We start from the raw sequence: 21259 nt of genomic DNA, 5'->3' as shown, positions 1-21259 counted from the left end.
GCGTCATCCGACCTCTCCCCGCGCGGCGGGGAGAGGTGACGGTGGTGCCGCGGCCCTCACCCCACGAATGTCTTCCCGGTGATGCGCTCCAGGTTGCCGCGATAGATCAGGTCCAGCGTCTCGCGCGGCAGGTCGAGGGAATCGAGGATCGCCTGAGTGTCGCGGATGAATCCGGGCCCCTTCTCGGGGTCGAACGGGCAATCGCTGGCGAACAGGATGTTCTCGGGCGGGTAGAAGGCGAGGCCCGCCTGGGTGCCGATCCGCGATCCGAACGTCGCGGTATCGGCATAGAAGCTCTCGCGGAAGTAGTCGAGCGGTCGCTTCGCCAGGCTGTTCTTGAGGGCTTGCAGGTCCTCGCCGGAGGTGCGGCTGCCGATCTGGTCCCAGCCCGGGCCGATACGGCCCTCCAGCATCGGCACGATGCCGCCGAAATGGTGGACGATGGGCTTGAGCTGCGGGTGGCGGTCGAGAGTCTTGGAGAACACCAGCCGGGCCATGGCGGCGGCGGTCTCGTAGGACCATCCGAAGGTCCACCAGATCTCGTAGAGCGACGTCTGCTCGGTCCGGTAGTCGGCGAAGTCGGCGCGCCGCGCCGGGTGAATCCACACCGGCTTGTCGAGCCGCTCCATCGCGGACCAGAACGGCTCGAACTGCGGCTGATCGATCGGCGCGCCGGCCACGTTGGTGTAGATCTGCACCCCGCAGGCGCCGAGCTGGGTGACGGCCCGCTCGGCCTCGCGCACCGCTCCCTCGACATTCGCCAGCGAGACCTGACCGACGAAGCCGGGGAAGCGGTCGCGGTGGCGCTCCACCAGCGCGGCGAGGCCGTCGTTGATGATGCGGGTGAACTCCTCGACCCGGTCGGGCCCGACCACGTCCTCCACCGGCGGGCTCGGATAGGCGATGATCTGGGCATAGTCCGGGAAGGCATCGAGCATCCGCAGCCGGGCGTCGAGATCGTACAGGCAGGGCACGCCGCGCATCCGTTTGCCGATGTCCCGCTGGCCGCCGCCGACCCGATCCATGGCGGCGATGATGCCGGCCGGAATGAAATGCGTGTAGGCGTCGATGCGCATGGGCGGTCTCCGGGAGCGCGGGGGCGGCGGGCGGGACGCCGACCATCGCCGGAATCCACCCCCGGCGCCAGTCCGGGAGGTGTGCGCCGAAAGCCGGGAGGGGGCGCGTCCACCGCAAGACGCCGCCGCGGCGGCGCGACGGCGCGGGTGGTTTCCCGTCGGGCGCGAATGCTCTTAGATGGAGCCGTCACAGTGTTCGGATCGGATTGTTCATGGCGCAATTCATGTCTCTCGGCGATGCCGTCGCGGCGCTGGTGCGCGACGGCGACACCGTCGCGGTCGAAGGTTTCACCCATCTCATTCCCCATGCCGCCGCCCACGAGGTGATCCGCCAGGGCCGCCGCGACCTGACCCTGGTGCGGATGACGCCCGACATCGTCTACGACCAGATGATCGGCATGGGCTGTGCGGCCAAGCTCGTCTTCTCGTGGGGCGGCAATCCCGGGGTCGGCTCGCTGCACCGCTTCCGCGACGCCGTGCAGAACGGCTGGCCGCGGCCGCTGGCCATCGAGGAGCACGCCCACGCCGCCATGGCCAATGCCTATGCGGCCGGCGCCGCCGGGCTGCCCTTCGCGGTGTTCCGCGGCTATCTCGGGGTCGACCTGCCTGCCGTGAATCCCAACATCCGCCGGGTCACCTGCCCGTTCACCGGCGAGGCGCTCGCCGCCGTGCCGGCGCTGCGGCCGGACGTCGCCATCGTCCATGCGCTGAAGGCGGACCGCGCCGGCAACGTTCTGATCGAGGGCATTCTCGGCGTCCAGAAGGAGGTGGTGCTGGCGGCGTCGCGCGCGCTGGTGACGGTCGAGGAGATCGTCGACGATCTCGGCCCCCGCAGCCCCAATGCGGTGGTCCTGCCGGGCTGGACCATCGCGGCGATCGCGGCGGTGCCGGGCGGCGCCCATCCGTCCTACGCGCACGGCTACTACCGGCGCGACAACGCCTTCTATCTCGGCTGGGACGACATCGCGCGCGATCGCGCGTCGTTCACCGCCTGGATGAAGACCAACGTGCTGGAGGCCGGTCCGGACGCCTTCGCGGCGCACCGCCGCCGCCTCGCCGTCGCGGCCAATCAGTATGTCCTACGTTTTCAAGCATAAGGGCGCCAGCGGCTTGCTTTCATACCAACGGCATCAGAGATTGACCGCTGCCCAAGCTCTGGTTGCGATCGAGCGGATGCGGCCCGGCTCGGCGGCGAGGGCGTTCCAGGCGTCGCAGCAGGCGTCGACGATGTCGTCGTAGGTGTCGAAGACGCGGTTGGAGAGCCAGTTGCCGCGCAGGAACTGCCAGACGTTCTCGACCGGATTGAGCTCTGGTGAGTAGGGTGGCAGCTTGAGCAGGCTGATGTTGTCGGGGACGCGGAGCCGCCCGCCGGTCTTGTGCCAGCCGGCCCCGTCGAGCACGACGACGGCATGGTACCCGGGCCTCACGGTGCGGCGATCTCGGCGAGATGCAGGGTCATAGTCTCGGCATCGGCCTTGGGCAGCACGAGAGCGGCGCCGCAATCGCGAGCCGGACAGACCGCCCCGAACAGATAGGCCCAATCGTAGCGCTGGTCGCGTGGAGCGCGCGGCCTTGTGCCGCGCTCGGCCCAGATGCGGGTCAGCGTGCCCTGCTGGCCGACACGCGCTTCGTCCTGCCACCAGAGCTCGATCGGCTTGCCGCGTGCGCGGGCCGGGATGCAGGCGGTGACCAGGTCGGCGAAGTTTTTTTATGCGCCTCCTGGGCCGCGATGTCCTGCTCGGGACAGCGCGGCCGCACCGACATCCGCCGGATGCCGAGGCGCCGCAGCAGGTCCCCCACCGAGCGTTCGGCGAGGGTGACGCCCCAGCGCTCTTCGATCAGGCGCGACAGGTCGATCCGACGCCAGCGCACGACACCGTGGACGGCCGGATCGGGCCCTTGCCGGACCAGCTCCGCCACCTCCCGCATCTGCGACGGCGACAGCCGGGGCGACGCACCAGGCGCCTTCCGGTCGGCCAGCCCGGCCAGCCCCAAGGCGTTGTACCGATGCACCCAGTCGCGCAGCGTCTGCCGGTCCATCCCGCACGACGAGGCCGCTTCGCTCCGCGACTTTCCCTCCAGCACCAACGCCAGCGCCAGCATCCGCCGCGCCGCATTGGCGTCGCGGCTCCGCGCTGCCCCATGCCGTAGCTGCGCCGCCGTAAGGTCATTCCGCGTGATCGTGATCCCCGGCATCCCTGCCTCCCTCGAATCAAGAGACCTCAGAGAATCACGCCGACCACCCCTCGAAAACCCGAGTCACCCTCTCACGCCGTTGGTATCAGTTCGATCATGTATCTGTTCCGGGTGTGCACCAAGTGGATTTGGGCCAATAGCTAAATCTGTTTCCAGTCAAATTATTGTTGATCCAAAATTTCGCAGCACTTGTTCTTCAAAAGATGCGATTAGACGTGGTCTCGGTACTTATTGAAGACTTTGAGTGTGGACTGAATGTCTGTAACGCTGTCCCAGCGAGTGCGGTCGTTGAAATTGCCTCGAAAATCCTTTGTTGTCTTGAATTTGACTATGCTCCCGTTCACTTCCGCGATAATGCTATCATCAGGTAGTCGAATAATGGGGCCGATTTTCGATTTTAATAGCATAAGTCGGTGTGTCTGAATATAGTTCGTAATAAAATCGGGGTCGTTGAGCTTTTTTCGGAGTTTTTCTTGACCGTTTTCGGTGTCTTGCTTGATTTTTTCGAGAATTGCTTTATGAATTTTTTCAAGATATGATTTGTCATTTATTGCCATGTAGGCCTCTGCAAGCTGATCTACATAGTCTTGGCCATGCGGTTTTAATGAATAATGGATCTTGTTGATCTCGGGGTCGTACTGGACAAGGGCGTTCCACTTCTTTTCGTCATAGAGTTTTTTTTGATCTGACAGGGGGTTGAGGCCCGGTTGGCGCAGTGCGGTCGAAACTTTATCAACCAACGAAGATTCTCGTTGGGACACTAAAAGCACAATGAGCCCCAAAATGGGGAAAATGGCGCAAGTAAGCATCCACAAGGCTACATTTTTATTTTTTGATTGTGCTATGAAGCCACCAAGAACCGCGCAAAATATTCCTAATGTGCTAAAAATGATAATCACTTCTTATCTCCCGAGTTGTCCTGAGAGGAGTCTGCCATTCCTGCGCGCTAATCTCAATAGTTGCGTTTCTGAATTGCGTGGCGGCCTTTCGTCCGGCGGCGCCAACACGCTGTCCCGAGACTACTCAGAGCTCGTTTGGGAACTCGGACGGGACTGCGTCGCGGCGCGACCTGTCGGGCACCAGGAGAAAAGCGAGACCGATATCAGGTGGTATCGGCGAGCTTTTCGACGCCGTGGCCGGCGGTCGCCCCGCGACCCGAAGGGCCGGGCCGCTTTCGACCGCCCGGGGCGTCGCCGATCTCGCCCGTACTCCCTGGTACGCCCTTCGATCGGCTCCTGCCGGATCGGCCGAAATCGGCTCCGGCGCAGCCCGTCGGAGTTCCCAAACGGGCTCTCAGCACCTGTTTGGGGTTTTGGATGCCGACAGCGGCTCAGTGTGAACCGCCGGGCGCCTGAAGAACGCAGCGCGCAGATTTGGAGTGTCAGCGGCCCCTCGGAAGCCGCTGATCGCTTTACCCGCGATGTCGAGGGCTTGGTTGCTTCTGGTCGCCCGGTTCATCATTGATCTCGACCGCACTCTCTTGGCACGCCCGCCGATCGACACGTGATGGAATGCCCAGAATCGACTCCGCAGAAGTCCCGCGGAAATTAATAGACGGTCGCGCACTCCGATTGCTGACCGCACATTTCCTAGCGGGTGATCACATCACCGCCGCCGCCTCGCCGTCGCGGCCTGAGAGGAGCGCCCCATGACGTCCGCCGATACGACCCTCGCCTATACGGCCACCGAGATGATGACCGTGGTGTCGGCGCGCGCGCTGACCTCGGACGACGTCTGCTTCGTCGGCATCGGCCTGCCGTCGGCGGCCTGCAACCTCGCCCGCCTCACCCATGCGCCGGACATCACGCTGATCTACGAGTCCGGCACCATCGCGACGCGGCCGAGCGTGCTGCCGCTGTCGATCGGCGACGGGGAGCTGTGCGACACCGCACTGACCACGGTGTCGGTGCCCGAGATGTTCCGCTACTGGCTGCAAGGCGGCCGCATCACGGTCGGCTTCCTGCCCGGCGCCCAGATCGACCGCTTCGCCAATCTCAACACCACGGTGATCGGTCCTTACGATCGCCCCGTCACGCGGCTGCCGGGCAGCGGCGGCGCGCCCGAGATCATGACCCATTGCGGCGAGATCTTCGTCACCATGCCGCAGAGCCGGCGCAGCTTCGTCGACAAGCTCGACTTCGTCACCACGTTCGGCCACGGCCAAGGGGGCGACCATCGGGCGCGGCTCGGCATCCGCACCAAGGGGCCGACCCGGCTGATCACCGACCTGTGTGTCTTCGAGCCCGACCCGGAGACGAAGGAGATGACGGTGACCTCGATCCACCCCGGCATCGATCGTGATCAGATCCGCGACGCCACCGGCTGGCCGGTGCGCTTCGCCGAGCGGGTCACGGAGACGTCGTCGCCGACCGACGTCGAGCTCGAGACGCTGCGCGACCTGCATGCCCGCACGCGGCGCGCCCACGCGGCAGACGCCTGAGGGATCGCCGCCCGAGGTCGCCCGGCGGCCTCGCCGGGCACCTCGTATCAGGGGCACCTCGTATCAAAAGCGGGGCCTCATGCCGGTCCAGCTCTGGGCGATAATCGCGCGTCCGTCCAAAAATACGAACACGCGACGCTTGCATTCGAATTACCCGTAGCTTCAAATAGAGGACAATCGAGACCAACGACAAAACGGAAACGCCAAGGATCTCCATGACCTTCTTCTATCCGACCGCGAGTCTCGACGCCTTCCCGCCGCGCCTCTCGCCGGGCTACCGAAGCACCCCCAAGCGCTCCCCCACCAAGCCGCTGATCCTGATGCGGCACACCCTGACCGAGCTGACCGGCCCGGTCTACGGCCAGGACGCCGTACAGCCCGGCGACGAGGACCTCACCCGCCAGCATGCCGGCGAGCCGCTCGGCGAGCGCATCATCGTGCATGGCCGCGTGCTCGACGAGGACGGCCGGCCGGTGCCCGACGCGCTGGTCGAGATCTGGCAGGCCAATGCCTGCGGACGCTACATCCATGTGGTCGACCGGCATCCGGCGCCGCTCGACCCGAACTTCACCGGCGCGGGGCGCGCCAAGACCGACGCCGAGGGCCACTATCGCTTCGTCACCATCCGGCCCGGCGCCTATCCGTGGGGCAATCATCCGAACGCCTGGCGCCCGGCCCACATTCATTTCTCGCTGTTCGGCCACTCCTTCGTGTCGCGTCTCGTCACCCAGATGTACTTCCCGGGCGACCCGCTGTTCCCGTTCGATCCGATCTTCAACTCGGTCACCGACGAGGCGGCACGCAACCGCATGATCGCGGCGTTCGATCTCGACCACACGGTGCCCGAATGGGCGCTCGCCTATCGCTTCGACATCGTGCTGCGCGGCCGCCGCCAGACCCCGATGGAGAGCTGAGATGACGAGCGCCGAGACGACGCTTGGCATCACCCCGTCTCAGACGGTCGGTCCGTTCTTCGCCTACGGGCTGACGCCGAACGGCCAGTATCCGTGGAAGGACACCTTCGGGAACGACCTCACCGGCCCGGACATCGCGGGCGAGCGCATTCGCATCGAGGGGCGGGTGTTCGACGGCGACGGCGCCCCGATGACCGACGCCATGCTGGAGATCTGGCAGGCTGACGCGCAGGGACACTACGCCGGCGCGGCGGGCGAGCCGCGGCGGCACACCAATGCGCAGTTCCAGGGATTCGGCCGCGCCGGCACCGACGCCGAGGGCCGCTTCGTGTTCGAGACCATCAAGCCGGGCCCGGTGCCCGGACCCGACGGCCGGCCGCAGGCCCCGCACATCCTCGTCGCGCTGTTCGCTCGCGGCATGCTGCGGCAGAGCTACACGCGCCTCTACTTCGCCGACGAGCCCGCCAATGCCGACGACCCGGTGCTCGCCCTGGTGCCGGAGGAGCGGCGCGCCACCCTGATCGCCTCCCGCACCGAGCGCGACGGCCGCGCCGTCTACACCTTCAACATCCGCATGCAGGGCGAGGCCGAGACGGTGTTCTTCGAGATCTGACGCGGCCCTCCGCGCAGATTCTCCGCGCAGCGCAGGTCGCCCGCGGCCGGATCGGCCGCGGCCCGAGAACGCCGATCGAACGACGCCGTCGAGGAGATGCCGACAGCAGGCAACGATGACAAGACGTCGGCGCAAGACGTCGAAGCAGGTGAAGCGCAATCATGCGAACCGGAGAGGAACCATGCTCGAGCGCGTGCTGACACCCCTGGCGATCCTGCTCGGCCTTCTGGCCGGCGGCCCCGCGTCGGCGCAGGGAACCGTGAAGATCGGCGTCATCGAGGCGATGACCGGACAGCAGCAATCGACCGGCGTGCAGACGGTCGCGGCCATGCGGCTCTACATGGCCAAGCACGGCGACACCGTCGCCGGCAAGAAGATCGAGCTGGTCGTCAAGGACGACGGCGCCGTCGCCGACAACTCCAAGCGGCTCGCGCAGGAGCTGATCGTGCGCGACAAGGCGGCGGTGCTGATCGGCTTCGCGGTGACGCCGACCGCGCTCGCGGTGGCGCCGCTCTCGACCGAAGCCAAGATCCCGACCATCGTGGCCAATGCCGGCACCTCGATCATCACCGAGCGGTCGCCCTACATTCTGCGCACCAGCTTCACGCTGGCGCAGTCGAGCGTGATCATCGGCGAATGGGCCGCCCAGAACGGCATCAAGAAGGTGGTCACCCTGGTGTCGGACTACGCGCCCGGGCTCGACAGCGAGAAGACCTTCACGGAGGCGTTCACCAAGGGCGGCGGCCAGGTGGTGGAGGCCCTGCGGGTGCCGCTGATGGCGCCCGACTTTGCGCCCTTCCTCCAGCGGGCCCGCGATGCGGCGCCGGACGCCGTGTTCGTGTTCGTGCCGGCCGGCCAGGGCGGCACCTTCACCAAGCAGTTCGTCGAGCGCGGACTCGACAAGGCCGGCATCCGGATCATCGGCCCCGGCGACGTCACCGACGACGATCTCCTCAACGCCATGGGCGATGCGGTGCTCGGCAGCGTGACGGCCCACATGTACTCGGCCGATCATCCCTCCGCGATGAACAAGGAGTATGTCGAGGCGTTCAAGAAGGCCAACAACGGCATGCGCCCGAACTTCATGTCGGTGGGCGGCTGGGACGCCATGCACCTCGTCTACGAGGCGCTGAAGAAGACCGGCGGCGACACCAACGGCGACAAGCTCGTCGCCGCCATGAAGGGAATGGCCTGGGAGAGCCCGCGCGGCCCGATCTCCATCGATCCGGAGACCCGCGACATCGTCCAGAACATCTACATCCGCAAGGTGGAGCGCAAGAACGGCGAGCTCTACAATGTCGAGTTCGCTACCTTCGAGGCCGTCAAGGACCCGGTGAAGGCGAAGCGGTGAGCGGCGGCGGCGTGACCGAGACGCCGGTTCTCCCTCTCCCCGCGTGCGGGGAGAGGTGAAACGCGCGATCGCGAACGCTCATCGGGACGACGGCGCCGGCCATCCACGCTCCACCTCGTCACCTGCACCTCGTCACCCGCGGCGGCCCGCATGCTGACCATCCTGTTCGACGGCATCGCCTACGGCATGCTCCTGTTCGTGCTCGCCGCCGGCCTCGCCGTGACGCTCGGGCTGATGAACTTCGTCAACCTCGCCCACGGCGCCTTCGCGATGGCGGGGGGCTATGCGGCGCTGGTGCTGGTCAACCGGCTCGGACTGCCGTTCGTGGTCGGGCTCGTCGGCGCTTTCGTGTTCGCGGCGGCGCTCGGCGCGCTGCTGGAGCGTACCCTCTACGTCCATGTCTACGCCAAGAGCCATCTCGACCAGGTGCTGTTCACCATCGGGCTCGTCTTCATGGCGGTCGCCACCGTCGACTACACCATGGGCTCGTCGCAGCAGTTCATCGCGATCCCGGCGGCGCTGCAAGGCCAGGTCACCGTGCTGGGCGTCGGCATGAGCAAGTACCGGCTGATGATCATCGCGGTCTGCGGGCTGATCACGCTGCTGCTCCAGCTCGGGCTCACCCGCACCCGCTTCGGCAGCCGGCTGCGGGCCGCCGTCGACGACCAGCGGGTGGCGCGCGGCCTCGGCATCAATGTGGGCGCGGTGTTCGGCTTCACCTTCGCGCTCGGCTCCGGGCTCGCCGGCCTCGGCGGGGCGCTCGGCGCCGAGATCCTCGGGCTCGATCCGATCTTTCCACTCAAGTACATGATCTATGTTCTGATCGTGGTGACGGTGGGCGGCACCTCGTCGATCACCGGGCCGTTCCTCGCGGCGCTGCTGCTCGGCATCGCCGACGTCGCCGGCAAGTACTACGTGCCGCAGCTCGGCGCCTTCGTGATCTACACCATCATGATCGTGGTGCTGATCCTGCGGCCGCACGGCCTGTTCGCCCGCGGCGGTGCGCGATGAGAAGCGAGACGTCGCCCCCCGCGCTGTCGGTGACCGCTCCGCTCGACACCGCTATCGCGGTGCAGCTCGCCGCCCGCGGGCGCTGGTCGCCGTTCGAGATCCTGTTCTGGCTCGGCGCCATCTCGACCATCTGGCTGCTGCCGGACCATCACCTGATCCTCACCGAGATCGTGATCTGGGGCCTGTTCGCGCTCTCGCTCGACCTCATTCTCGGCTATGCCGGAATCGTCTCGCTCGGCCACGCCGCCTTCTTCGGTGTCGGTGCCTACACGGCCGGCCTGCTGGCGCGGCACGCGCTGATCGGCGAGCCGGTGGTGGCACTGCTGGTGGCCGGCCTCGCGGGCGGCGCCTTCGGGTTCCTGACCAGCTTCCTGGTGCTGCGCGGCACCGATCTGACCCGCCTGATGGTGACGCTCGGGGTGGCGCTGCTGCTGCGCGAGGTGGCCAACCGCATGGCCTGGCTCACCGGCGGCGCCGACGGGCTCCAGGGCATCACCATGCAGCCGGTGCTCGGCCTGTTCCGCTTCGACCTCTACGGCCACACCGCCTATGTCTACAGCCTCGTGGTGCTGTTCGTGCTGTTCCTTCTCGCGCGGCGGATCGTCGGTTCGCCGTTCGGCCTGTCGCTGCTGGCCATCAAGGGCAACCCGCTGCGCGCCGGCGCGATCGGCATCGGAGCGGGGCCGCGGATCGTCGCCGTCTACACGCTGGCGGCCGTCTATGCGGCGATCGCCGGCGCGCTCCTGACCCAGACGACCGCCTTCACGTCGCTCGAATCGCTGTCCTTCGACCGCTCCGCCGACGCGCTGCTGGTGCTGATCATCGGCGGCACCGGCCATCTCTATGGCGGGCTGATCGGCGCCGTGGTGTTCCGCTTCGCCCAGGACTGGCTCTCGGCGGCGACCCCGCAGTACTGGCAGTTCTGGATCGGCCTGATCCTGGTGGTCATCGTGCTGGTCGGGCGTGACCGCATCGGCGGCTGGCTGGCGCCGCTGCGCCGTGCCGGCGACCGGCTGGTCCCATGGCGCGGCGGCCGCGACGGAGGCCGGCCGTGATCCCGGTTCTGGAGACGCGCAATCTCGAAAAGCGCTTCGGCGGCATCGTCGCGTCCTCGCAGGTGTCGCTCTCGGTGGCGCGCGGTGCACGTCATGCCTTGATCGGCCCGAACGGCGCCGGCAAGACGACGCTCGTCAACATGCTCACCGGGGTGCTGGCGCCGTCGTCCGGCGAGATCCGGCTGGACGGCGAGGACATCACGCGGCTGCCGCCGCACCGGCGGGTGCGGCGCGGCATCGCCCGCACCTTCCAGATCAACCAGCTGTTCGCCGACCTCAATCCGGTCGAGGCACTCGGCCTCGCCATCTCGGAGCGGCTCGGCACCGGCACCCACTGGTGGCGGCGGCCGGGCAGCCGGCCCGAGGTGGTGGCCGAGATCGCGGCGCTGCTCGACCGCTTCGGCCTCGCGGATGTCCGCGGCGTGCGCACCGCGGCGCTGCCCTACGGCAAGCAGCGGCTTCTGGAGATCGCGCTCGCCTTCGCGTGCCGGCCGCGGGTGCTGCTGCTCGACGAGCCGGCCGCCGGCGTGCCGGAGGCGGAGCGGCACGAGATCCTCGCGGCCGTCGCCGGGCTGCCGGCCGATGTCGCGGTGCTATTGATCGAGCACGACATGGACATCGTGTTCACTTTCGCCGATCGCATCACCGTGCTGGTCAATGGCCAGATCTTCGTCGACGGGCCACCCGACGCGGTGGCGCGCGACCCCCGGGTGAAGGCCGTCTATCTCGGAGAATCGCGCGATGGCCGAGCTCCTTGAGATCGAACGGCTGAGTGCCGGCTACGGCGAGGCGGTGGTGCTGGCCGACGTCTCGCTCACGCTCGCCGAGGGGCGCTCGCTGGCGCTGCTCGGCCGCAACGGCATGGGCAAGACCACCCTGGTCGATGCCATCGTCGGCGTCGTCCGCCGGTTCGGTGGGACGATTCGGCTCGCCGGCCGCGACATCGGCGGCCTGCGGCCCGACCAGCGGGCGCGCGCCGGCATCGGCTGGGTGCCGCAGGAGCGCAACATCTTCCGGTCGCTCACCGTGCATGAGAATCTGACCGCCGTGGCGCGACCGGGGGCGTGGACGCCGGCGGCGGTCTATGATCTGTTTCCGCGGCTGGCCGAGCGTCGCGGCAATCTCGGCCACCAGCTGTCCGGCGGCGAGCAGCAGATGCTGGCGATCGGTCGCGCCCTGGTGCTGAACCCACGGCTCGTCCTGCTGGACGAGCCGCTGGAGGGGCTCGCGCCGATCATCGTCGAGGAGCTGATCGCGGCGCTCGGACGGATCACCCGCCGGGAGGGGTTGTCCGCCATCCTGGTCGAGCAGAACGCCGACAAGGTGCTGGGCGTCACCGACCAGGCGGTGGTGCTGGAGCGTGGCGCCGTCGTGTGGGCCGGCGACAGTGCGGTGCTGCGCGCCGACCGTGCCGTGCTGGAGCGGCACCTGGGCGTCGCCGACGGCAGGCCACGGCGCGCCGGTGTCGCGTCCCACCCGGACGTCGCGTCCCGCACGGACGCATCCGCGATCGTGCCGTCGGATGCCGCCGCCGCGGAGCCGAGATCCGACTGCGGCGAAGTGCCGCCCGATACCGGGACCCCGTTTCCGAGGAGAGGCCGATGACCCGCCCGCGACCGCCGTTCCGCGCCGACCAGGTCGGCAGCCTGTTGCGTCCCGCCGCCCTCAAGGAGATGCGCGCCCGTGTCCAGGCCGGCACGGCCTCTCCCGAGGATCTGCATCACGTCGAGGACGACGAGATTCGCCGCATCATCCGGCGGCAGGAGGAGATCGGCCTTCAGGCGGTCACCGACGGCGAGTTCCGCCGCTCGTGGTGGCACTTCGATTTCCTCAAGAAGCTCGACGGAGTCGAAGGCTTCGAGACGGCGTCGGGCATCCAGTTCCAGGGCGTGCAGACGCGCGCCGAGGGTGTGCGGGTGACCGGGCGGATCGGCTTCTCGGGTCACCCGATGATCGAGCATTTCAGGTTTCTCCGGGCCAACACCAAGGTCACCCCGAAGATGACGATTCCGTCACCGTCGGTGCTGCACTTCCGTGGCGGCCGCAAGGAGATCAGCACCGCGGTCTATCCGCATCTCGACGCCTTCTTCGACGATCTCGCCCGCGCCTACCGCAAGGTCGTCAAGGCGTTCTACGAGGCCGGCTGCCGCTATCTCCAGTTCGACGACACCGTGTGGGCCTATCTGTGCTCCAAGGAGCAGCTTCATCTCGCCCGCCAGCGTGGCGAGGAGGTGGAGAAGCTGCCGCGCATCTATGCCGACGTGATCAACCACGCCATCGCCGACCGGCCGCACGACATGGTGATCACCACTCATGTGTGCCGCGGCAACTTCCGCTCCACCTGGGTCAGCGAAGGCGGCTACGAGCCGATCGCCGAGCGGCTTCTCGCCGGCATCGATTACGACGGCTACTTCCTCGAATACGACACCGAGCGGGCCGGCGGCTTCGAGCCGCTGCGCTTCCTGCCCAAGGGCCGCAAGATGGTGGTGCTCGGGCTGGTCACCACCAAGTCGGGGACGCTGGAGAACACCGACGCCATCGAGCGCCGGATCGAGGAGGCGTCCAAGTATGTCGCGCTCGATCAGCTCGCGCTCAGCCCGCAATGCGGCTTCGCCTCTACCGAAGAGGGAAATCTGCTCTCCGAGGAAGAGCAGTGGGCGAAGCTCGCCATGATCGTCGAGCTCGCCGCCGACGTCTGGGGGTGAGCGGGGCGCCGGAACGCCGCGCCGGAATGCCGTCGGTGGCGTCGCGGGTCGGGCGTTGCGTCCTGTAGAACCCGCCCGGGGCCGAACAGCGCTTGCGATTCCCCCGGAAGGCGATATCTGACGGCGACGTGCCGACGCGGGCGCCCGGGACGGCGCATCGGTGCGGTGGGGACACGGCCTCGCTCGAACGGATCACCCATGACCACCACGCTCGTCGCCGACATCGGTGGCACAAATACTCGGCTGGCGGTGTCCGGCCCAGACGGCCGGCCGCATCGCATGGAGCTGTTCGCCAACCGCACCGTCGCGGGCCTCGACGACGCCATCGGGCGCTATCTCGCGACGATTCCGGAGCGGCCGGACGCGGCCGTGCTGGCGATGGCGGCGCCGGTGCGGGGCCGCAAGATCGCGCTCACCAATCGCAGCCAATGGGTGATCGATCTCGATCGCCTGGAGGCGCGGTTCGGCTTCCGCTGGGCGTGTGCCGTCAACGATTTCGAAGCGCTGGCCTGGGCGCTGCCGGAGTTCGGGCCGGGCGATCTGCGGCCGCTCGGCGATCGCCTGCCGAGCCGCGACGGCCCGGTGGCGGTGCTCGGTCCCGGCACCGGGCTCGGCGTCGCCGCCCTGGTGCCCGAGGAGGACGGCGGCTGGACCGCGGTGGCCAGCGAGGCCGGCCACATCGCGTTCGGCCCCGCCGAGCCCGACGAATGGCCGGTGTTCGAGCGCCTCGCCGCGCAGCTCGGGCGGGTTTCGGCCGAGCGGGTGATCTCCGGCATCGGCCTGGCGCGGCTGCACGCGGCGCTGCATCTCGACGCGCCGGCGCTCGATGCGCCCGCCGTCGACGCCGCCGCCGAGGCGGGCGATCCGGCGGCGCGCGCCACCGTCGCGCTGTTCGTGCGGCTGCTCGGCCGCTTCGCCGGCGATGTCGCGCTCGCCTTCCGGTCCACCGGCGGCGTGTTCGTCGGCGGCGGCGTCGCCCAGAAGCTCGGCGAGCTGATCGATGCGGCGGCGTTCCGGACGGCGTTCGAGGCGCATCCGCCGATGGAGCGGATGCTGGCTGCGATCCCGACCGCGCTGGTCACCTATCCGGAGCCGGGCCTGCTCGGCTGCGCCGCCTATGCGGCCCATTTGGCGCGACGCCGTCCTGCCTGACGAAACGGCAGCGTAGAAGGCCGTTCAGGCGAGACCGCGGGCGCGCAGCGCGTCGACGTGACAAGCCGCCGATGTCTCGCCGAAGCAGCAGAAGATCACCCGATCGATCGGGCGCGCCGCCGTGGTCGCATCGTCGCCGTCGCGCGTGAAGGACGCCAGCGTCGCCGTCACCGTGTCGACCGCGATGCCGGCGGCGCGGTCGGGCGGAAAGCCGTAGATGCCGGTGGAGATCGCCGAGAAGGCGAGCGAGGCGAGGTCGTGCCGGCGCGCCAGCGCGAGCGCCGTGCGGTAGCAGCCGGCGAGCAGCGCGTCCTCGTCGTGATCGCCGCCCGCCCACACCGGGCCGACCGCATGGATGACGTGGCGAGCCGGCAGGCGGAAGCCGGGCGTGATCTTGGCCGAGCCGGTCTCGCAGCCGCCGAGCGGGCGGCACGCCTCCAGCAGCTCCGGTCCCGCGGCGCGATGGATGGCGCCGTCGACGCCGCCGCCGCCGCCGAGGCTGCGGTTGGCGGCGTTGACGATGGCGTCCACCGCGAGCGTCGTGATGTCGGCGACGATCACCTCGATCCGCGTTGAGCCGAGCCGGGTCGCGGCATGGGGGGCAGGTTGCATCCTCGTCACCTCCTCGCTCCGCCGGCCGGCGCACGCGGTGGCGGCGTCATGCGACTGTGTCGGTCGACAGCCTCGTGCCGATGTCTCGCCATCGCCAGTCGTGCCGGTTCCGCGGCTGCGGGTTCATCGTCGACGCGAAACGCCCGCCGCAGACTTCCGTTGCAAACCCCGCCCGGAGCGGTCCGCGACGACGATTATCGATCGCGGCGCGCCGTGTTTCCTGGCGTGGAACGCGGGCCGCGAGTCCCGCATCGGCGGGCGCGACGCATCGCGGCGGCCATATCGGCCGGATCACACCTCGGTAGCCCGAATGTGTCCATGGCGCAACAGATCGAAGAGTGCTGCGCGATACGTAGCCGCGCCCACTTGATGCGATTTCGCGGCTTCGGTCTAATTGATGCATGAGCACCGTCCTGATCGAGATTCGTCGTGCCAAGACCTCCGATGCGGCCTCCGTCGCGGCGGCGCACGACGAGGCTTGGCGGAGCGCCTATCGCGGTGTGATCCCGGGTCCCGAGCTGGAGAAGCTGGTGAACCGGCGGGGACCCGCGTGGTGGGACGGCGCCATCCGCAAGGGCAGCCGTGTGTCGCTGTTCGTGTTCGGCGACACCGTGGCGGGCTATTCCAATTATGGCCGCAACCGTGCTCGCAGCCTGCCCTACGAGGGCGAGGTGTACGAGCTGTATCTGCGGCCGGAGTTCCAGGGCCTCGGCTTCGGTCGCCGGCTGTTCACGGCGGCGCGGCGCGATCTCGCCCAGAACGGCATGAAGAGCGTGGTGGTGTGGGCGCTGTCCGACAACGAGCCGGCGCTGGAGTTCTACCGCGCCCTCGGCGGCCGTCCGGTGGCGCGCTCGTCCGAGACCTTCGGCACCCGCACGCTCGACAAGGTCGCCTTCGCCTGGCCAGCCTGAGGTTGGCCGGCGTGAGGTTGGCGGGCATGACCCGCACCTCGGCGTGATCCGTACCCATCAGCTTCGCCGCGTCGCCCTCGCGTCCCGGCTCACGGCACGGTGCGCCACGCCCGAGACACCGAGCTCACGAGGCCACGAGACCACGACGTCACGAGACCGGGGCCTCCCGTCTTTTGTCCCATTGCCAGCCTGTGTGCAGCGCGGTACGGTTCCGCCGCATCATTCCGCGGCGCCGGCGTGCCGGTGTCCGGCCGGCGGCACCACCGCCACACCGTTTTGCCGACCACTGAACCAGACCGCTGAACACGACCTCGCGTGATCGTCCGCCGGCGTTCCATCAGGCCGGGTGGGCGCACTCCTGACCTCAGCCACCGACCCCCATGTTTCGTCCGTGACGATGGCCAAGACCAGTTCGGGGCGCTACTTCGAAGACTTCCGCATCGGTGACGTGATCCGGCACGCGGTGCCGCGGACCGTCACGGACGGCGACGTCGCCCTCTACACGGCGCTGTACGGGCCGCGCTTCGCGGTGCAGAGCTCCGACGCCTTCGCCCGGGCGATCGGCTATCCGCGCGCCCCGATCGACGATCTGTTGCTGTTCCACATCGTGTTCGGCAAGACCGTGCCGGACATCTCGCTCAATGCCGTGGCCAATCTCGGCTATGCCGAGGCGCGCTTCCTCGCCGCGGTCTATCCGGGCGACACCCTGACGGCGACCTCCGAGGTCATCGGCCTCAAGGAGAACTCCAGCCGCCGCACCGGCGTCGTCTATGTCCGCTCGGCCGGCTGGCGCCAGGACGGCACCAAGGTCCTCGAATACGTCCGCTGGGTGATGGTCAACAAGCGCGACGAGGCGGCGCGGCCGACCGGCGAGCTGGTTCCCGAGCTGGCTCCGTCGCTCGATCCGGCGCTGCTCGGCGACGGCTGCCCGCGGATCGACGTCGCGGCGTGGGACTTCGGCCTGTCGGGCGCGCCGTACCGATTCGACGATTTCGAGATCGGCGAGAAGATCGACCATGTCGACGGCATGACGGTGCAGGAGGCGGAGCACCAGCTCGCCACCCGCCTGTACCAGAATACGGCCAAGGTGCACTTCAACCAGTTCATGCAGGTGCGCACCCGGGTCGGTCGACGGCTGATCTATGGCGGCCACGTCATCTCGCTCGCCCGGGCGCTCTCCTATAACGGGCTGGCGAACGTGTTCCACGTCGCCGGGATCAACAGCGGCACTCACGTCTCGCCGCTGTTCGCCGGCGACACCGTGTTCGCCTGGTCGGAGGTGCTGGACCGGGCGGCGCTGCCGGGCCGCTCCGACGTCGGCGCCCTGCGGCTCCGGCTGGTCGCCACCAAGGATCGCGTCTGCGAGGACCATCCCTATCGGATCGGTCACGACTACGAGCCAGGCGTGATTCTCGACCTCGACTACTGGGCGCTGATTCCGCGCTGACCGCCCGGCGGCCGCCGACATCTCTGTTTCGCTGCGCCGCACGCCTGCGCGGGGCTCCCGCGCGACCCCGCCCAGGTGGTCCGCGCGACGCGGTGCCGCGCGGCGGCGGGCCGTCTCGCCCGATGCCGTCGATCGCATCGCGCGAGGCCGTCCCGGCATGCAAACATGTGACCCCCGGCATCCCCCGCAAGCCCAGATTGGGCATTGCACAACAGACGCGCATCTGCTTCAAGGAACTGGCCCAATCTGGAGTAATTCCATGGCTGAACGCCCGGCGCGGGTCGAGCGGCCGCTATCGCCGCACCTCCAAATCTATCGCCTGACCTTCACGTTCCTGATGTCCGGGTTCCACCGGGTCACCGGGATCGTTCTCTATCTCGGCTTCCTGCTGGTGGCCTGGTGGCTGCTCGCCGCCGCCTCCGGCCCCAACGCCTATGCCTGGGTCCAGTGGTTCATGAGCACCTGGATCGGCCGGCTGGTGCTGCTCGGCTTCTCGTGGGGGCTGATCCACCACTCGCTCGGCGGCGTCCGCCACCTGATCTGGGACACCGGCCGCGGCTTCGCCCCGCACGAGCGCGAGTGGCTGGCGCGGGCGACCCTGATCGGCTCGATCTCGCTGACGCTGCTGGTGTGGATCATCGGCGGCTTCGTCATGGGAGGTCTGCGATGAAGTCGACCAGCATCCGCACGCCGCTCGGCAAGGTGCGCGGGCTCGGTAGCGCCAAGTCCGGCACCGAGCACTGGTGGGAGATGCGTCTCACCTCGATCGCGCTGCTGCCGCTGACGCTGGCCGCGATCGTCATCGTCATCTCGCTGATCGGCCGCAACCACGCCGCCGTCGTGCAGATCCTGGGCTCGCCCCTGGTGGCGATCACCATGCTGCTGTTCGTCTGGACGGTGACGCTGCACATGCGGCTCGGCCTCCAGTCGGTGATCGAGGACTATGTGCACGGCAAGGCGATGAAGACCGCCCTGCTGATCGCCAACACGTTCCTCACGATCGTGCTCTGGCTGGCCTGCACCTACGCGATTCTCAAGCTCTCGTTCGGAGTCTGACCGATGGCCGTCAACGGTTCCGGAAACGGCGGGGCGCCGGCGGTGAACGGCCGTGCCTATCCGCTCGAAGACCACACCTACGACGTCATCGTGGTGGGCGCCGGCGGCGCCGGCCTGCGCGCCGTCGTGGGGTGCAGCGAGGCCGGCCTGCGCACCGCCTGCCTGACCAAGGTGTTCCCCACGCGCTCCCACACGGTGGCGGCGCAGGGCGGCATCTCGGCGGCGCTCGGCAACATGGGGCCGGACGATTGGCGCTGGCACATGTACGACACCGTCAAGGGGTCGGACTGGCTCGGCGACCAGGATGCCATCGAGTATCTGTGCCGTAACGCCGCGGCCGCCGTCTACGAGCTGGAGCACTGGGGCGTGCCGTTCTCGCGCACCGAGGAAGGCAAGATCTACCAGCGCCCGTTCGGCGGCATGACGACGAACTATGGCCAGGGCATCGCCCAGCGCACCTGCGCGGCGGCCGACCGCACCGGCCACGCCATGCTGCACACGCTGTATGGCGCCGCCCTCAAGCACTCGGCCGAGTTCCTGGTCGAGTACTTCGTGCTCGACCTGATCATGGACGACGAGGGCCGCTGCCGCGGCATCGTGGCCCTCAACATGGACGACGGCACGCTGCACCGCTTCCGCGCCCAGATGACCATCCTGGCGACCGGCGGCTACGGGCGCGCCTACCTGTCCTGCACCGGCGCCCACACCCAGACCGGCGACGGCAACGCCATGGTGCTGCGCGCCGGCCTGCCGCTCCAGGACATGGAGTTCGTCCAGTTCCACCCGACCGGCATCTACGGCTCGGGCTGCCTGATCACCGAGGGCTCGCGCGGCGAGGGCGGCTATCTGGTCAACTCCGAGGGCGAGCGCTTCATGGAGCGCTACGCGCCGTCCGCCAAGGACCTCGCCTCGCGCGACGTCGTCTCGCGCGCCATGACCATCGAAATCCGCGAGGGCCGCGGCGTCGGCAAGAGCAAGGACCACATCTTCCTGCACCTCGACCATCTCGATCCGAAGATCCTGGCCGAGCGTCTGCCGGGCATCTCGGAGAGCGCCAAGATCTTCGCCGGCGTCGACGTCACCAAGGAGCCGATCCCGGTGCTGCCGACCGTTCACTACAACATGGGCGGCATCGCCACGAACTATCACGGCGAGGCACTGACCAAGCAGGGCGGCAATCCGGACCACATCGTGCCCGGCCTGATGGCGCTCGGCGAGGCCGCCTGCGTGTCGGTGCACGGGGCCAACCGGCTCGGCTCCAACTCGCTGATCGACCTCGTGGTGTTCGGCCGCGCCGCGGCGCTGCGCTGTGCCGAGCTGCTCGAGCCCGGCGCCACCCAGGCCAACCTGCCGAAGGACGCCGGCGACGCCGCGCTGGCGCGCCTCGACCGCTTCCGCAACGCCTCCGGCTCGACGCCCACGGCGGAGCTGCGCTCGCGCATGCAGCGGGTGATGCAGAACAACTGTGCGGTGTTCCGCACCGGCGAGGTTCTCAACGAGGGCGTCAAGCTCATCGACGAGGTGCTGGCCGGCGCCGCCGACGTGAAGGTCTCCGATCGCTCGCTGATCTGGAACACCGACCTGATCGAGACGCTGGAGTTCGACAATCTCATCGCCCAGGCGGTGGTGACGATGAACTCGGCCGCCAACCGCCAGGAGAGCCGCGGGGCGCACGCGCGCGAGGACTTCCCCGAGCGCGACGACAAGCAGTGGATGAAGCACACGCTGGCGTGGCTCGATCCGCAGACCCGCAAGGTCTCGATCGACTACCGGCCGGTGCACACCTACACGATGACGAACGACGTGTCGTACATCGAGCCCAAGGCGAGGGTCTACTGAACATGGTCGAATTCACCCTGCCCAAGAACTCTCGGGTCACCGACGGCAAGGTGTGGCCGAAGCCGGAGGGCGCGACCAACACCCGCGAGTTCCGTGTCTATCGCTGGAATCCCGACGACGGCAAGAACCCGCAGGTCGACACCTTCACGGTCGATCTCGACGACTGCGGGCCGATGGTTCTCGACGCGCTGATCTGGATCAAGAACAAGATCGACCCGACGCTGACGTTCCGGCGCTCGTGCCGCGAGGGCATCTGCGGCTCCTGCGCCATGAACATCGACGGCGTCAACACGCTCGCCTGCACCAAGGACATGGGCGAGGTGAAGGGGGCCGTGAAGGTCAACCCGCTGCCGCACCAGCCGGTCGCCAAGGACCTGGTGCCCGACCTCACCAACTTCTTCGCCCAGCACGCGCTGGTGCAGCCCTGGCTCCAGACCGAGACGGTGGCGCCCGAGAAGGAGTGGCCGCAGAGCCGCGAGGACCGCGAGAAGCTCGACGGTCTGTACGAGTGCATCCTGTGCGCCTGCTGCTCGACCTCGTGCCCCGAGTACTGGTGGAACCCGGACCGCTATCTCGGCCCGGCCGCGCTGCTGCATGCCTATCGCTGGGTCATCGATTCGCGCGACGAGGCGGCCGGCGAGCGGCTCGACCAGCTCGAGGACCCGTTCCGCCTGTTCCGCTGCGTCACCATCCTAAACTGCTCGAAGGCGTGCCCGAAGGGCCTCAACCCCGCCAAGGCCATCGCCGAGTTGAAGAAGCTGATGGTCGAGCGGCAGAAGACCTGAACCGGGGTCGCCGATCCGACGTTGACGGGATGGCGCGAGGCGCCGTCCCATCGTGTTCCTCCGGGGCGGCCTGCGGGCCGTCCCGGAATCGTGGAG

Annotated in this window: 19 protein-coding genes and 2 pseudogenes; 17 read left to right on the top strand and 4 right to left on the bottom strand. The window is 68.3% G+C overall.

What is annotated here, in order from left to right:
* Positions 1-56: 56 nt before the first annotated feature.
* Positions 57-1076 (bottom strand): amidohydrolase family protein, encoded by a 1020-nt coding sequence (locus tag ACFQUV_RS14285; protein ID WP_129607760.1) that lies wholly within the window; start codon positions 1074-1076, stop codon positions 57-59.
* Positions 1077-1288: 212 nt separating this feature from the next.
* Between ACFQUV_RS14285 and ACFQUV_RS14280 the strand changes: the two genes are divergently transcribed.
* The gene (locus ACFQUV_RS14280) at positions 1289-2173 is read left to right on the top strand and encodes a CoA transferase subunit A (protein WP_129611324.1); all 885 of its coding nucleotides are present in this window, start codon (positions 1289-1291) and stop codon (positions 2171-2173) included.
* Between the two features lie 33 nt (positions 2174-2206).
* Here the strand turns inward: ACFQUV_RS14280 and ACFQUV_RS14275 are convergent.
* Together ACFQUV_RS14275 and ACFQUV_RS14270 are read right to left on the bottom strand one after the other, a co-directional pair.
* Positions 2207-3272, bottom strand: a pseudogene (locus tag ACFQUV_RS14275) (IS630 family transposase).
* Positions 3273-3481: 209 nt separating this feature from the next.
* Positions 3482-4171 (bottom strand): hypothetical protein, encoded by a 690-nt coding sequence (locus tag ACFQUV_RS14270; RefSeq protein WP_129611323.1) that lies wholly within the window; start codon positions 4169-4171, stop codon positions 3482-3484.
* Between the two features lie 749 nt (positions 4172-4920).
* On the opposite strand from ACFQUV_RS14270, the gene ACFQUV_RS14265 reads away from it, so the two are divergent.
* From ACFQUV_RS14265 to ACFQUV_RS14220, 10 genes and pseudogenes are all read left to right on the top strand, one after another.
* Positions 4921-5712, top strand: a complete 792-nt coding sequence (locus ACFQUV_RS14265; RefSeq protein WP_129611322.1) for a CoA-transferase subunit beta — start codon at positions 4921-4923, stop codon at positions 5710-5712.
* Between the two features lie 215 nt (positions 5713-5927).
* Positions 5928-6626, top strand: coding sequence for a protocatechuate 3,4-dioxygenase subunit beta (pcaH, locus tag ACFQUV_RS14260; protein WP_129611321.1), 699 nt, complete (start codon positions 5928-5930; stop codon positions 6624-6626).
* Position 6627: 1 nt separating this feature from the next.
* Positions 6628-7239: a protocatechuate 3,4-dioxygenase subunit alpha gene (gene pcaG / locus ACFQUV_RS14255; protein WP_129611320.1), complete on the top strand. Its 612-nt coding sequence runs from the start codon at positions 6628-6630 to the stop codon at positions 7237-7239.
* Positions 7240-7420: 181 nt separating this feature from the next.
* Positions 7421-8590 (top strand): ABC transporter substrate-binding protein, encoded by a 1170-nt coding sequence (locus ACFQUV_RS14250; protein WP_129611319.1) that lies wholly within the window; start codon positions 7421-7423, stop codon positions 8588-8590.
* 150 nt (positions 8591-8740) lie between these two features.
* Positions 8741-9601 (top strand): branched-chain amino acid ABC transporter permease, encoded by an 861-nt coding sequence (locus tag ACFQUV_RS14245; RefSeq protein WP_129611318.1) that lies wholly within the window; start codon positions 8741-8743, stop codon positions 9599-9601.
* Positions 9598-10656, top strand: a complete 1059-nt coding sequence (locus ACFQUV_RS14240; protein WP_129611317.1) for a branched-chain amino acid ABC transporter permease — start codon at positions 9598-9600, stop codon at positions 10654-10656. The genes ACFQUV_RS14245 and ACFQUV_RS14240 overlap by 4 nt, the downstream gene beginning before the upstream one ends.
* Positions 10653-11414 (top strand): ABC transporter ATP-binding protein, encoded by a 762-nt coding sequence (locus ACFQUV_RS14235; RefSeq protein WP_129611316.1) that lies wholly within the window; start codon positions 10653-10655, stop codon positions 11412-11414. The genes ACFQUV_RS14240 and ACFQUV_RS14235 overlap by 4 nt, the downstream gene beginning before the upstream one ends.
* Positions 11398-12102, top strand: a pseudogene (locus tag ACFQUV_RS14230) (ABC transporter ATP-binding protein); the annotation flags it as partial. The gene ACFQUV_RS14235 and the pseudogene ACFQUV_RS14230, both read left to right, overlap by 17 nt.
* Positions 12103-12257: 155 nt before the next feature.
* The gene (locus ACFQUV_RS14225; protein WP_111383950.1) at positions 12258-13361 is read left to right on the top strand and encodes a cobalamin-independent methionine synthase II family protein; all 1104 of its coding nucleotides are present in this window, start codon (positions 12258-12260) and stop codon (positions 13359-13361) included.
* A gap of 198 nt (positions 13362-13559) precedes the next feature.
* Positions 13560-14513 carry an ROK family protein gene (locus ACFQUV_RS14220; protein WP_129611314.1) on the top strand — a complete coding sequence of 318 codons (954 nt, stop codon included), beginning with the start codon at positions 13560-13562 and terminating at the stop codon, positions 14511-14513.
* 24 nt (positions 14514-14537) lie between these two features.
* On the opposite strand, the gene ACFQUV_RS14215 is transcribed toward ACFQUV_RS14220, so the two are convergent.
* A complete protein-coding gene (locus ACFQUV_RS14215) occupies positions 14538-15125 on the bottom strand; it encodes an O-acetyl-ADP-ribose deacetylase (protein WP_129611313.1) in 588 nt (195 codons plus the stop codon).
* 401 nt (positions 15126-15526) lie between these two features.
* Here ACFQUV_RS14215 and ACFQUV_RS14210 point away from each other — a divergent pair, with 401 nt between their 5' ends.
* The 6 genes from ACFQUV_RS14210 to ACFQUV_RS14185 all read left to right on the top strand — a co-directional run bounded on the left by ACFQUV_RS14210 (position 15527) and on the right by ACFQUV_RS14185 (position 21163).
* Positions 15527-16036 (top strand): GNAT family N-acetyltransferase, encoded by a 510-nt coding sequence (locus ACFQUV_RS14210; RefSeq protein WP_111383947.1) that lies wholly within the window; start codon positions 15527-15529, stop codon positions 16034-16036.
* Between the two features lie 397 nt (positions 16037-16433).
* The gene (locus ACFQUV_RS14205; RefSeq protein ID WP_129611312.1) at positions 16434-17483 is read left to right on the top strand and encodes a MaoC family dehydratase; all 1050 of its coding nucleotides are present in this window, start codon (positions 16434-16436) and stop codon (positions 17481-17483) included.
* A gap of 259 nt (positions 17484-17742) precedes the next feature.
* Complete coding sequence (sdhC, locus tag ACFQUV_RS14200; protein WP_111383945.1) at positions 17743-18153, top strand: succinate dehydrogenase, cytochrome b556 subunit; 411 nt, start codon at positions 17743-17745, stop codon at positions 18151-18153.
* Entirely contained in the window at positions 18150-18539 is a 390-nt protein-coding gene (gene sdhD / locus ACFQUV_RS14195) for a succinate dehydrogenase, hydrophobic membrane anchor protein (protein WP_111383944.1), read from the top strand. The genes sdhC and sdhD overlap by 4 nt, the downstream gene beginning before the upstream one ends.
* A 3-nt stretch (positions 18540-18542) precedes the next feature.
* Positions 18543-20378, top strand: coding sequence for a succinate dehydrogenase flavoprotein subunit (sdhA, locus tag ACFQUV_RS14190; RefSeq protein ID WP_111383943.1), 1836 nt, complete (start codon positions 18543-18545; stop codon positions 20376-20378).
* A gap of 2 nt (positions 20379-20380) precedes the next feature.
* Positions 20381-21163 (top strand): succinate dehydrogenase iron-sulfur subunit, encoded by a 783-nt coding sequence (locus ACFQUV_RS14185; protein WP_129611311.1) that lies wholly within the window; start codon positions 20381-20383, stop codon positions 21161-21163.
* The last annotated feature ends 96 nt before the right edge of the window (positions 21164-21259 follow it).

Origin of the sequence: Rhodoplanes sp. P11, from assembly GCF_964266735.1 — a bacterium.
Classification (GTDB): Bacteria; Pseudomonadota; Alphaproteobacteria; order Rhizobiales; family Xanthobacteraceae; genus Rhodoplanes; species Rhodoplanes serenus.
The sequence above is the reverse complement of the archived record's forward strand: the minus strand, read 5'-3'. Positions and strand labels throughout refer to the sequence as shown.

Bases quoted from the DNA above. Each gene is read 5' to 3' on its own strand.
- ACFQUV_RS14285 (WP_129607760.1), bottom strand. From the start codon at position 1,076: ATGCGCATCGACGCCTACACGCATTTCATTCCGGCCGGCATCATCGCC.
- ACFQUV_RS14280 (WP_129611324.1), top strand. From the start codon at position 1,289: ATGGCGCAATTCATGTCTCTCGGCGATGCCGTCGCGGCGCTGGTGCGC.
- ACFQUV_RS14265 (WP_129611322.1), top strand. From the start codon at position 4,921: ATGACGTCCGCCGATACGACCCTCGCCTATACGGCCACCGAGATGATG.
- pcaH (WP_129611321.1), top strand. From the start codon at position 5,928: ATGACCTTCTTCTATCCGACCGCGAGTCTCGACGCCTTCCCGCCGCGC.
- pcaG (WP_129611320.1), top strand. From the start codon at position 6,628: ATGACGAGCGCCGAGACGACGCTTGGCATCACCCCGTCTCAGACGGTC.
- ACFQUV_RS14250 (WP_129611319.1), top strand. From the start codon at position 7,421: ATGCTCGAGCGCGTGCTGACACCCCTGGCGATCCTGCTCGGCCTTCTG.
- ACFQUV_RS14245 (WP_129611318.1), top strand. From the start codon at position 8,741: ATGCTGACCATCCTGTTCGACGGCATCGCCTACGGCATGCTCCTGTTC.
- ACFQUV_RS14240 (WP_129611317.1), top strand. From the start codon at position 9,598: ATGAGAAGCGAGACGTCGCCCCCCGCGCTGTCGGTGACCGCTCCGCTC.
- ACFQUV_RS14225 (WP_111383950.1), top strand. From the start codon at position 12,258: ATGACCCGCCCGCGACCGCCGTTCCGCGCCGACCAGGTCGGCAGCCTG.
- ACFQUV_RS14220 (WP_129611314.1), top strand. From the start codon at position 13,560: ATGACCACCACGCTCGTCGCCGACATCGGTGGCACAAATACTCGGCTG.
- ACFQUV_RS14215 (WP_129611313.1), bottom strand. From the start codon at position 15,125: ATGCAACCTGCCCCCCATGCCGCGACCCGGCTCGGCTCAACGCGGATC.
- ACFQUV_RS14210 (WP_111383947.1), top strand. From the start codon at position 15,527: ATGAGCACCGTCCTGATCGAGATTCGTCGTGCCAAGACCTCCGATGCG.
- ACFQUV_RS14205 (WP_129611312.1), top strand. From the start codon at position 16,434: ATGGCCAAGACCAGTTCGGGGCGCTACTTCGAAGACTTCCGCATCGGT.
- sdhC (WP_111383945.1), top strand. From the start codon at position 17,743: ATGGCTGAACGCCCGGCGCGGGTCGAGCGGCCGCTATCGCCGCACCTC.
- sdhD (WP_111383944.1), top strand. From the start codon at position 18,150: ATGAAGTCGACCAGCATCCGCACGCCGCTCGGCAAGGTGCGCGGGCTC.
- sdhA (WP_111383943.1), top strand. From the start codon at position 18,543: ATGGCCGTCAACGGTTCCGGAAACGGCGGGGCGCCGGCGGTGAACGGC.
- ACFQUV_RS14185 (WP_129611311.1), top strand. From the start codon at position 20,381: ATGGTCGAATTCACCCTGCCCAAGAACTCTCGGGTCACCGACGGCAAG.